Raw genomic sequence first — 12,207 nt, forward strand, 5'->3', positions numbered from 1 at the left:
AAGGGCTGCAGCCGCGGCAGCAGTGCATAGCCGTTTTCGTCCAGCACCGCCATACGCTGGCCGTTGACGATGACCGGCAGGCCGGCCAGTTCGGGCTCCTGCACCATCGCGAAGCTGCGCGTGATGCTGCGGCTGACGAAGGGCACGCGCTCGACTGCGCCCAGCGCACCGTTCATGCCCAGCCGCACGGCGCTGATGTCATTGGCCCGGCCGATCTCGCCCGTGAAGCTGGCGTAGTCGGTGCGCAGGCCGGCGGACAGCTCGAAGCGCTCGTTGCGGCGCGTCCCGGCCGGCGTGAGCGCAGTGACGTCGTCCGTCTGGCGATCCAGGCCCGCCACCACGCGCCAGCCGTAGCCGGGACCTTCCGGCAGGCTCTTCTGCAGCTGGGTGCGCAGATTGGCACTATCGCCCGTATCGCCCTCGCGCAGGCGCAGGGAGGCCGAACCGCGGATGCCGGCATCGAAGCTGCGGTTGAGCGACAGCAGCAGGGCCAGTGAATGCTCGTCGGCGCGGCGATCGGCCAGCGTGGCGTTGAAGCCCCAGCCTTGCCACACCGTACCGAGACTGGCGGAGATCACGGACAGATCGCTGCGGTCGTCGTAGAAGCTCTGTTCGACGTAGCCGAGGTTGACGTTCCATCTATTGGCCAGCCGCTTGCCGGCACTGGCGGCCAGCTGCAGGCGCGCCGGCGCCAGGCCCTCGGCCAGGCCGAGCTGGCGGAACTCGCGCTCGGTCCATTGCACGGAACCGGCGGCGTAGATGCCCTTCACCGAGGGCCGCTCCAGCGTCAGCGAGGCCAGCGCACCGGAACCCGCATCGGAGTCGCTGAAGGCCAGGACCGGGCTGAGGATGCCGAGCGGGTCCACCCTCAGGCTGGCGCCCAGGCCGGCCGCGCGCAGATCTTCACTCCACTCGACGCGCCCTTCCGCGGTCAGGCGGTCGGTATAGCCATAACGGTACTGCGCCACGGCCTGGGCATCGCCGTACTCGTCGCCACCGAGACCGATCGTCTCGCGCGCCACGCCCGCTTCCAGGGCAAAGCTCGACAGGCCGGCCCGCAGCTGGCGCTGGCTGGTGATGAAGGGCAGTACGATCTCGCTCTGGCGGCCGAGCAGATCGGTCACCACGATGCGCGCCTCGCCGACGTTGGCGAAGCTCGGCAGATCGGCAATCTCGAACGGGCCGCCCGGCACGCTGAGGGACTGCACCCGCGAATCGTTGACGAATACGTCCACCACCGAAGGCACGGCGGCCTCGCCGGTAAAGGCCAACTGCGGGCGCGTCACGAAACCGGGCCGCGTTTCGAAATTGGTGGCGTAGCGGATGCCGGCGAAGCGCGTCGGCCGGCCCCAGTAGCCGCTGCTGCCCAGCGCATCGCCCAGCGTGAGCGTGGTCATGCGGTCAGGAAAGTCCATGCGCCAGAAGGTTTCCAGCCGCGCAAAGTCGCGGCCTTCGTCCAGCGCGCCGGGCTGGCTGTCGGTCAGATCGCGGCCGACGAAGCTGCTCTGCAACGAACCCCGGGGGGTGTAGAACACCGCTTCGCCCAGCATGCCCAGCAGCCAGGGTTCGGCACTGGCATTCGGCGGATCGGTGCGGCTGGCGAGAAAATCGTAGTTGAGAAAACCGCCATAGCCGATCTGCGGCAGCACCAGCTCGGGTTCGCGGTAGGCCCGCAGCGCTGCACCTTCGAAGGCCTCCGGCGCCAGGGTCACATCCAGGGTAAGCGTCTCGATCTGGAACGCCGCGCGATAGCCCGGCGCCGTACCCAGACAGTAATAGAGCTGGCCCTGGTGCGGCTGCGTAGTCAGGCCAGAGGTGCGGATACCCCAGGCCCTGAGGTCATCGGCGGTAAAGCACCAGTCACCCTGCTCGCCCCGCAGCACCACGGTCTCGTCGCGCGGCACGCCATTGATGCGGACCGCAACGCTCACGCGGCCGGCCGGCGGCAGGGCATCGGCCACCTCGGACGGCGCCGCCCAGGCCAGCCACTCGCTGCCGCGCTCGCGTGCGCCGAGTGTGCCCAGTGCCGGGAGCGCCAGCGCGGCCGTGCCGAGCAGCCAACCGGCTATAACCCCATGCGGGCGGCGGGCGCGCGCAGCCACGCTTACGGGGCCTTGAGTTCGATCACGCGCACGGCGTGATCGAGGGTGTATTCCAGCTTCAGGGTTTCGCCCGTACGCAGGGGGCGCGACAGCAGCAGCGGGGTACGCGCCTGCTGCTGCGGCAGGGCGTAGAGCATTTTCTGTGACTCTGCCAGCAGCTGGCCGCCGGCATCCAGCAGGCGCAGGCGCGTGAGCTTGCTGTGCACCGTGCCGGCATTGCGCACGCTGACCGTTGCGGCGGCAGGCTGCGGCCCCGGCTGCAGTGTCCATTCCAGCCGCTTGTCCGGCCGGGCCGGTGGCACGAACACCGGCACGCTGATTTCCAGCAGTGAGCGCAGGGCCAGCGTCGATTCGGCCTGTCCCTCGCCGGGCAGCGGCAGCTCGCTCACCACCAGGCGATAGGCCTTCTCGACGGCAGGCACCGGGATTTCGGCGGGACGGCCGATGCGCACGATCTGTGCGCGGCCCGGCTCGAGCTTGAGAATCGGCGGGGTAACGAGCAGATCCTCGGCCGCCTGCAGGCGATCCTCGCCTTCGTGCTTGTCCCAGGCATACAGGCGGATGCGCAGGGCCAGCGGCTTGCGGCCGTTATTGGTGATCGTCACCGAGGTGGCCTTGGCGCGCGCCGGCAGCGTGACCTTGACCGGCGAGACATTGAACTGGCCGGCCTGCAGAGGCGCTGCCGCAAGCCAGGCAAGCAGTGCGACAACGATCGACCGCGTCAGCCAGCCGGTGCCAGCCTGTCCAGAAACGATGTGGGGTGGTCTTGCCATGAATCCGATTCCACCACCGGACTTGTCGTTATCGCGCCGCGATCGACAGGAGCGGGATGGTGCCTCAGGCGCTGTTCATAGTGCCCAGAACGCGCTCAGCCGGCAATGGCGGTGGTCAGAATGACCCTCGCCACGGCCAGCAGGAAGCGAAAGGGTTCGATGATGCGTCCGTGCACGGGAGGTTCAGAACGCAACCACCACACGCACCTGGTCGGTGTAGGTATCGGGCGGCACGCTCAGGGTGTCGGCCGCATTCACCTTGGCACAGACCGGCACGCTCTGTGCCGTACCGTCGCCGACGCCCGCAATCACATTGCCGCCGGTGTACGGTGTGGTTGGCGTGTAGCCGCCGAGCGTGGCGTTGTTGGTGCCGACCTCGGTGGTGCTCATGCAAGTGCCGCTCACGATGACGTATGGGATGAAGTCGGTCGAACCGCTGAATTCATTGGTCATGCGGCGCTTGCCGGCAGCGTCTTGCAGGCCGCCTTCGATCGCCACCTCGTAGTTCACGCCGGTGCCGCAGGTCACCAGGATATTGCCTGCCGCCTCGCCCGCCGCGCCCTGGGCCAGCTGGCCCATATCGAGCGTGTCCGGTGCATCGACGCTCGTGCAACCGGCCAGAATCTCGGCCTGGATGCTCATCAAGTCATCAATCTCGGCCGCCTGGCTCACACCCGCCCCCATCATTGCGGCGGCCGCAAGCGCACTCACCCCAAACTTCTTCAACATGTCTCTCACTCCTCCAGTTAAGTATCGTCAAATCCGAGCCCGCGTCCGGATCACGGGAATCTGCGCCCTTTTCGGGGCCATACCTAGACTTCGATCAACTTATCCTCCAATAATGCCGACAACCCATCTTCGGATACGGCGCCAATCGTTTAGGAATTCGCGCCAACCCCGTCCGGCTAGGGTGCCGTTCTTGTCGTGAAGTACCCCACCGTGCGCCCGATCTGCAGGCTGGTCTTGCGCAGCGTGTTCGGGGCGCTGGCGCTCAGGTGCCGTACGCAGATACTCTGCCCGGGGCTGATCACACCCTGTGCCGCCGTCCAGTTGTCCTGCGTGCAGCCCAGGCTGTACTCCGTACCAGACCCAGCCTTCACCGTGGTCTGCGCGTCATAGCCCAGCGGGGTAATGGCGTTCGACACAATCCAGCTGCTCTGCGGCACGTTGCTCTGGCTCTGGAAGCCAAAGGCATCCGGGTCCGTGTCCGTGCCACCGGCCGTGGTCGAGCGGAACTTGCCCTGCACCCCACCAATGGTCAGGACGGTCTCGGTTACGGTGCTGGCCGTGCTGGCGGAGGTGTGACGTACCTGCACCGTCTGGCCGTTGGTGATGGAACCAGAAGCACTGGTCCAGCTCCCGCCGTTGATGCGGTACTCGCCGTTGCTGACCGAGACCGGCGCCGCCGCGTCAATGCCCGTGATCGTCACCACGTTCGAGCTGACCGTGCTGTTCGGGCTCACGCCCGAGACGCTGGTGAAGCCGAACGCATCCGGAGTGGTGTCCGGACAGCCATTGTTGGCCGGCAGGCCGGGCACCGTCGGACACTGGTCGGCATCGTCGCTGATGCCGTCACCGTCGCTGTCACGCTGCGAGGTCGAACAGCCGTCGGCGTCCACGTCCTGTCCGGCCGGCGTGCCCGGACACAGGTCGGCGGCGTCCGCAACGCCGTCACCGTCCGTATCGGCACCGCCGAAAGCGGCGGTCGCCCAGGGCCGGAAGGTACAGGTCTCGCAGATGCGCTTGTCGCGATCCGCCGAGTCCGGCTTGTCCTGGATGAAGGGGAAGGCGCTCGCATAGCTGCGCGGCGGCACGCCGGCGGCGGCGCTGACCGTGAACGGCGCGGACACATGCTGGTAGGGCCGCGCGCCGCCGGGGCAGGCATTGCCCAGCAGCTGCTCGACCGGATCATGCGCCGCGTCGGGCAGCAGGGCCTTGAGCAGCGACTTGACGCGGCCCTGGCCGTTGGCGGCCGGATCGGTCAGGCCGTCGTTGATGCAGCCGTCCACCACGAAGCGGTAGCGACCCAGCGGCGTGCTGCCGAGCCGCGCCGGGAAGGCGCGGTAGGCCTCGAAGTTCGCGGTCCACTCCCAGGCGAACTGCCCCGCGTAGACATTTAGCACGCCGGGCAGGCCCTGCGGCCAGTGCACGCGCGTCTGCACCTCGCCGCTCATGTCGGCGAAGCTCACCCAGGCGCCATCACCCGCCGCCGCGCACTTGGCCTGCAACAGCGGCTGCTGGTAGGCCAGGTAGTTGCGCTCGGCATCGCACTGGATCTCCACGCGCGCGACCGGGTTGTCCACCTGCGTGTTGCCGCCGCGCCAGCGGAAGGTGGCGGCGTTGAAGTAGCCGATGCTCTGCGGCTCGACCAGCTTTTGCGCCGGGCCGACATCCATCGGCAGCGCCGCCAGCCAGGCGTCATAGGCCGCGGCGGTGGCCTGCCCGAGCGCGGTGGACTGCGCCAGCTGGCGCGCCTCGTCGGCCTGCGCCAGCGCATCGTGCGGCTCGGGCAGCAGCTCCGGGCCGCCCTTCATGGCGCCGGCCATGCGCACCAGACGTGTCACCATGTAATCGGCCGTGTGCGCACCGTAGCTGGTCAGCGCCTTGCGGTAGCTGTCGCGGCTCATGTACTCGCGGTAGCTGACCGTGTAGCCCACGTAATCGCCCGTGTGACCCAGGCCGACCGGCAGTTTGTAACCGCGCTCGGGCGGCAGCTCCTCGTGCGTGAAATTGCCCCAGATCCGGCTGATGTCCACCGGCTCGCTGTTGGCGGCGAGCGCGTTCTCCGGCGCGTCCCAGCCGCGCGCATCGTTGTGCACCTGTGCGCGCATGCGGGCGATGAGGCCGGGATTGTTGCGGCCGGCCGCGGTGCCGGCCAGCGGTGTCGGGAACTCGGCCGGGTCGAAATACTGCTGCTGCCGCGCGCAGGCCTCGGCGTACTGCGGATCATTTTTGTAGTCGTCGATCAGGCAGGCCCAGTCGAAACCGTTGTAGATGTTGTCGGCCACGTCGTCGGCGCGGGTTTCCAGGTTCAGGATCAGGTCCACCTGGGCCTCGCAGGAACAGGAGGCCAGCAGCACCTCGCCGAGGCGGAAGGCCTGCAGGTAGATGCGCAGGTTCTCCTCCACGCCGGTGAAGGCCGAGGCGTCGTAGTGATCCGGCACCGGTACGCCCTCGGCCTTCATGGTGGCGTAGATCACCGCCGCCTGGCCGGTCAGCGCGTTCTGGCCGGGGAAACCGAAGCGGCCGCAGTCCGGCAGACCGACGATCGGCACGCCGACGTCGCCGTTCACGCTCTTGTCGGTCTTGCAGTTGGACACGCTCGGATACGGGTGCGACAGCGGGCCCGGTGCCCAGTAGTTGCGGTAGTCCACCGGGAAGTCCGTGGACAGCGGCACCTGCACCTCGGGCACATAGTTGTTGGGCGGAATTCCGGTGGCGACTGGGTCGGGCGGCAACTCGCCGCCGATCACCTTCCAGCCCTTGATCACGCCATCGGCCAGGTAGCGCACGTTGCGCTCGAACTGCACGTAGCCGGTGTGCTCGAACACACGCAGCACGCCCTCGCCCGGCGCGCAGTTGTTTACCGTCGGCGCGGCAGCATTCTCCGGCCAGTGGCCGCAGACGCTGCCGTCGTCGGCCAGCAGCTGGGTCTTGTTGCCGGAGTTCTCGGCGCTGCCGACGTCGCCCTGGCTGAACACGAGCGGTGCGCCGATCTCTCGATCCACGAAACGCTCCAAGGCGCCGAGGAAGTCCGCTGTGTGCAGATCGTAGCCATCCAGGCTCTCCGGGTGCTGACCCCAGTTGACCCACACCGCCAGCGGCTTGGGCCCATTGCCGGTCAGCTCATCGAAGCGCATCACCACCAGCCCCAGATCGCCGTATTCCTCCGGATAGCCGGCCGGGGTGCCGTCGTCGGCGGTGGCCAGGCGCACCACGTTGCCCTTGAAGATCTTGTGGCGCACAGTGGTCGCGCCCATGCGCGCCGGCTTGAGGTTGCGCTCGGCGATGCGGATGGCCTGCGCGATGCGCCGCGCCTGGTTCTCGAAGAAGCGCGGATCGAACACGTCCTCGAACACCCACACGCCCCAGGAAGGGGTAGCGGAGTAGGACGAGGAATGGTTGTGGCTGGCGCTGTGCAGGATCTGCTCGTAGCCGATGCTGGAGCCTTCCGCCTGCAGGATCTGACCGACGCGCCGGATCAGCGCGTCCTGCGCCAGGTAGTTGTCGGTCTTGAGCAGCGCCACGCGCTTGCCGTTGTTGCCCTCGACCACGATCGCGCGCGCGGTCAGGCGCGACTGCACGCCGTAGCTGCTGCGCTTGGTCTTGTGCGTGGCGAAGGGATCGATCTCGCCACCCGCCAGCCCGTCGAACAGGTTGGTGGTGTCGCAATACTGGCCCGCGCAATAGCCCACGTCCGGGGTCATGTCCACCACGCCGACGCCGGCGCGGATGTTGGAGTCGGGCGCGAAGCCCTGCAGGATACGGCCGGCGTCGCGCACCAGGTCGGTGAGCGTGCCGGCGCCATCGCCCTGCGGGTTGTCGGCGGCGTTGCGCAGCGCGCTGGCCACGCTGGCGTCATCGTCCTCGAACAGCACGCCACGAACGTTGTTGATCAGATTGATGGCGGCCTGCTGCAGCTCGCCCAGCAGCGTGGTCAGGCTGCCCGAGAACAGCGCAGCGACCGCATCCGTCACATCGGCAATGAACTCGAGCACCGTGCCCACCACACCGTCCTGGCCGCTGTCGTATTCGTCCGCGCCGGCGGCCGCCACCGGCGGCGCGCCGAGCTGATCGGCGGCGGTGAGCGCGTCGCAGGCCGGGTCGCGCCCGGCGATGCCGAAGCCGACGCCCATGGCGGCGTTCTGGATCGCGCAATTGACGTGGTCGCCGATGGTCGGCGAGGACATCAACACGAAGTGATCCGGACAGGAGCCCTCGTCGAACAGCCGGCCGGCCTCGTAACCGAGCGGCTGGGTCACGGGGTTCAGTCGCTCGCGGTTCTGGCGCTCGAAGTCGCCCGGCGGACAGAAGAAATAGGTCGCGCCCTGCGCCACGACCTGGTCGTAGGTCGCCGCGGGGCCCATGTAGCCGAGAAAATCGTTGGTGGCGCCGAGGAAGAAATGCATCTGCGGCGCGGCGCCGTCGGCGCCGGCCACGATCTTGCCGCTCATGCCCTCGCCCGTGACGCAGCCATCGCGCAGGCATTTCTGCGCGTTGGGGAATTCCTCGCCCGGCGCGGTGGCGAAGAACACATCGCCGATGCGGAAGGCGCCGGCGAAGGTGCCCAGCACGTTGCCGGTCAGCCAGGGCGGCGTGACGGCGCGGTCGATGCGCGCCTCGGTTTCGGACGGATAGCTGCCGTCCGCATTCGGTGCGCCGACGAAGGGCGCGTAGTTGGTATAGAAGATCGGATTGGTGTTCAGCTCGCGCAGGAAGATCTCCTGGCTGACGATGCCGCGCCCGGTAACAGGCGCAAACGGGCGGATGCCGTTGGCCGGCTGCGTGGCACTGCGCAGGGTGTCGAGGAAGAACTGCAGGCGGGCGCGGGCGGCACGCTCGCGGTTGAGGTTGCGGCCGTCGCCGCTGCCGCTGTTGTTGCCGCTCTCGAAGTCGGTGCGGCCGAGCGAGCCGACCGTGGCCAGGCCCACCGCGCCGGTATTCTCGTCGTCCAGCATCGCCGCCAGCCAGCCGGTCCAGTCGCCGGAGAACACGCCGCTGCCGGTGTCGTCGAGTACGGTGGCATGCGGCGAATAGTTGGCGAAGCTGGCGATGCGCTCGCCACTGCCGGGCTTGCGCGCCTCCAGCACACGGAACTCGTCATCCACCCATTTGTTCGGGTCGAAGCTGTACAGGGAGTCCACCGTGCAACGCGGCAGCGGTGCCTGCGGCCCACCCGGCGCGATGGGATAGCTGCTCGGGCAGATGACCGCGGCGCCGTCGATGGCGCCCACGTACAGCTCGGCCGGCTGCAGGCGCGCGATGGCCTGCTTGACCGCCAACACCATGTCCTCCTGCAGCTTCTGCAGGTATTCCGGAGGCACGCCTCCCCAGATACCGATGGTGTCAGGTGAACGGTGCGAATGGTCGGACTGGATGAAGACATGGTCGGAGGCAAGCCCGACCTCGCGCGCGATGCGCAGGCGCGTGTCGTACAGGCCGGGGCGCGCCACCACGCGCTTGGTCACCGGATCCACGTAAGGTTTGTAGGCGGCGAAGATGCCGATGGCACTGGTGGTGACGATGGCCAGGCGACGGCCTTCGGATTCGATCACCATGGCGCGCGTGTACAGGCGGTCGCGGCCACCGACGGCATTCTCGCGCGCCTCGCTCGCCTTCCAGCCGCAGAAGATACCGTAGCCGCCGGTGCAAAGCTCGTAGGGCGGCGTGCTGTCCACCTTGGCCGCGCCGACGCGGAAGGCGGCATCCTGTGCGCCGGCGGTACCGGCAAACAGCACCAGCAGCAAGCCCATCCAACGGTAATGACGGCGATGATTCGGCATGATTTTTCGTCCTGCGGCCACGACCACCACATGTGGGAATGTGTGCCCAACTGCGGGGTTAGGCAATCCCGGCCACTATCTTGTAAGACTCGGATTACGCTATCTTCGGAGACAACGCCAAAGATTTTGGAAATCGCGCCAGCCCATGCCGCCCAATTCGAGCCAACCGCCCGACGCCAATGCCCTGCTCGCCGCCTTTTACGCACGCGGTCTGATCGACTACCTGCAGGGGCGCGGGATCGACGCCGCCACGCTGGTGGCGGAGGTACCGATCGCGCGGCCCGAGGCGATGGCCATCAGCCCGGAGATTTCGCTGACCGAATGGGTGCGGCTGCTGGAGCGCGCGGCACAGGCCCTGGGCGAGCCGGACCTGCCGGCCAAGGCCGGCGAGAGCCTGCAGGTGCGGCATCTGGGTGTCCTCGGCCATGTGCTGATGAACTGCAGAGACCTGCACGACGCCTACCGCCAGCTGGCACGTTACATCCGCCTGCTCGGCCAGATCGGCCAGCCGGTGCTGACGGTGAAGGACGCGGAAGCGCATCTGCTCTGGCAGTGGCCCTACCCCAGCCCGCCGCCGCAGTCGGTGGCGCTGTTCATGCTCGCCGCGCGGGCGCGCTTCATGCGCTGGCTCACCGACCGGCATGACCTGCGCATGGATGCGCACTTCCACGGCCCGGCGCCCGGTCCGCTGGAGGGCTTCGTGCGCGTGTTCGGCGGCCGCGTGCAGTTCGGACAGCCGGAAAGCAAGCTCATCTTCCCGGCCGATTACCTGAAACTGCCGGTGGTCACGGCGGATGAGGAATTCCGCCGCCAGGCCGAGCAACGCGCTCAGGAACAGCTGCAGAAACTGACCAAGGAACCCGAGCTGGTGCGCCAGATCAAGAGCGTGTTGATCCTGCACATGGCCAGCGGGCGGGTGCACCTGGAGGAAACCGCCCGCAGCCTGCACCTGTCGGCGCGCACCCTGCAGCGCCGGCTGGCGGAGATCGACGCGCACTATCAGCAGATCCTGGACGAAGTGCGCGCCGAAAGCGCGCGCCAGCTTCTGCGCGACCCCAGCATTCCACTCACCCAGATCGCCTTCCTGCTCGGCTACAGCGACCAGAGCACCTTCAACACCGCCTACCGGCGCTGGTTCGGCACCTCGCCGGGCCAGACACGGCGCCAAAGCCACGCCCAAGCGTCCTGAGTCGCGGCCGATACTGCGACTCCATATTCCGCACGCCTCAGGGTGCCTCTGTCCGGGTGGTGAAGTAACCCACCGTCTTGCCGATCTGCAGGCTGGTCTTGCGCAGGGTGTTCGGGCTGCCGGCCGCGCTGTGCCGCACGCAGATCGTGGTTCCGGGGCTGATCGTGCCCTGCGCGGCGGTCCAGTTGTCCTGCGTGCAGCCGAGGCTGTACTCGGTGCCGGTGCCGGCCCTGATTCGCGTCGGTATGGTGTAGCCGAGGGGTTCGATTGCCTGTGACACCGCCCAAGAGCCGGCGGCCACGCCGGTACGCACACCAAAGCTGAAAGGATCGGGATCCGCATCCGGCAGGCGCCGTTCGGCCGGCGCGGCGGAGGCGTCGCCGTCGAACAGGATATCCGCCTGGGACAAGGGCATCGGCAGCTCGGCGCAACCGGCCAGCTCGGTGCGAACCTCCAGCGTGCTGCCGTCCGTCTTGCGCACGCGCAGCGTCTTCTGCGGCAGCCCCAGGCCGTTGTCGCGGTTGACCAGGCAGACGCTGCTCGGCGTCGTACCGGGCACGAGCGCGGTGGCTACCGGCCCGACCAGCAGCGCGCGCGCCAGCGCCGGCTGGTTGGTCTGCACGCCGTCCGCGCCCAGGCTGCGCGCCAGCAGGATCTGCTCGCCCTCGCGCTCGCGCCCTGCATCATAGGAATGCGGCATCACCAGCCCGCAGCCGTCGTGGATCGCGGCAATCTTTTCGCGGCTGAACTTGGCCAGGTCGGAACCGAACACGCTGGCCTGGCGCGCAAGCCCGTAGAGCAGCGCCGGCGGCTCCTCGAACAGCAGGTTGTAGATGAAGCGGCCTTCCGGAATCAGCGCCTTGCCCAGCTGCGCGGCCGGCGGCGGCAGGTTGATGATGGAGCGCCGCAGCACCTCGGGATAGCGGTTGACGATGGCGGCGAAGCCGGCCAGATCCGCGGTCGGCTGCGAATCCAGCATGAACTTCATGTCGAACTCGATGCCGTGGCCAGTGGCCCGGGCCAGCTCCAGCACCTCTTCCAGCGAGGCCATCTGCGACGGGTCGTAAACGCTGCCCTTCCACGGCGGGTAGTCGGCCACGTTGAGCGCGCGGGCCTGGTCGTAAGTGAGATCCTCCAGCCGCCCTTCGCCGTTACTCTTGGCCGCCAGGTCCGAGTCATGGAAGGCCACGAAGCGACGGTCCGCCGTCTGGCGCACGTCCACCTCGATCAGCGCGACCTCGTAGGCCAGCGCGTAGCGATAGGCCCAGAGCGTGTTCTCCGGCGCCAGCGACAGCGCGCCGCGGTGCGAGGACACCAGCGGCACGGCGCGGCCCGTGTCGGCGTCACCGGCGCTGAGCCAGCGGTCCGGCCGCGGCAGCTTCACACAAGGCGACTCGGCGGCCGGGATATCAGGCACCGCCGCCTGCGCGAGACCGGCCAGGCCCAGCAGAAGGCAGAATCCCGCAAACCGTTTCATCAAATGCATCGCTTGATCCATGCCGTCTGTCGCGCGCAAGGCGCGCTCCTACAGAAAACCGCTGCTCTGGTAGGCGCGTGCCTGCACGCGACCCTCTTACGGCGCCGTCCGCGTGGTGAAGTAACCCACCGTGCGCCCGATCTGCAGGCTGGTCTTGCGCAGC

6 protein-coding genes are annotated in these 12,207 nt (G+C 68.1%); 1 reads left to right on the forward strand and 5 read right to left on the reverse strand.

The genetic code is table 11. The annotated features are described in order from the left end of the window. From VNJ47_10980 to VNJ47_10995, 4 genes are all read right to left on the reverse strand, one after another. Positions 1 to 2,102, reverse strand: a 2,102-nt coding sequence (locus VNJ47_10980; protein HXG29353.1) for a fimbria/pilus outer membrane usher protein, incomplete at its 3' end; no start/stop codon positions are given. 2 nt (positions 2,103 to 2,104) lie between these two features. After that, positions 2,105 to 2,875, reverse strand: a complete 771-nt coding sequence (locus VNJ47_10985) for a fimbria/pilus periplasmic chaperone (protein HXG29354.1) — start codon at positions 2,873 to 2,875, stop codon at positions 2,105 to 2,107. 183 nt (positions 2,876 to 3,058) lie between these two features. Next, on the reverse strand, positions 3,059 to 3,604 hold the full coding sequence (locus VNJ47_10990) for a spore coat protein U domain-containing protein (GenBank protein HXG29355.1): 546 nt from the start codon (positions 3,602 to 3,604) through the stop codon (positions 3,059 to 3,061). 176 nt (positions 3,605 to 3,780) lie between these two features. Then, positions 3,781 to 9,378, reverse strand: a complete 5,598-nt coding sequence (locus VNJ47_10995; GenBank protein HXG29356.1) for a neutral/alkaline non-lysosomal ceramidase N-terminal domain-containing protein — start codon at positions 9,376 to 9,378, stop codon at positions 3,781 to 3,783. A 145-nt stretch (positions 9,379 to 9,523) separates the two neighbouring features. On the opposite strand from VNJ47_10995, the gene VNJ47_11000 reads away from it, so the two are divergent. Then, a complete protein-coding gene (locus VNJ47_11000) occupies positions 9,524 to 10,567 on the forward strand; it encodes an AraC family transcriptional regulator (GenBank protein HXG29357.1) in 1,044 nt (347 codons plus the stop codon). A gap of 37 nt (positions 10,568 to 10,604) precedes the next feature. Here VNJ47_11000 and VNJ47_11005 read toward each other — a convergent pair whose 3' ends face one another. Further along, on the reverse strand, positions 10,605 to 12,044 hold the full coding sequence (locus VNJ47_11005) for a glycerophosphodiester phosphodiesterase family protein (GenBank protein ID HXG29358.1): 1,440 nt from the start codon (positions 12,042 to 12,044) through the stop codon (positions 10,605 to 10,607). Positions 12,045 to 12,207: the final 163 nt, after the last annotated feature.

It is taken from the genome of Nevskiales bacterium (assembly GCA_035574475.1).
Classification (GTDB): domain Bacteria; phylum Pseudomonadota; class Gammaproteobacteria; order Nevskiales; family DATLYR01; genus DATLYR01.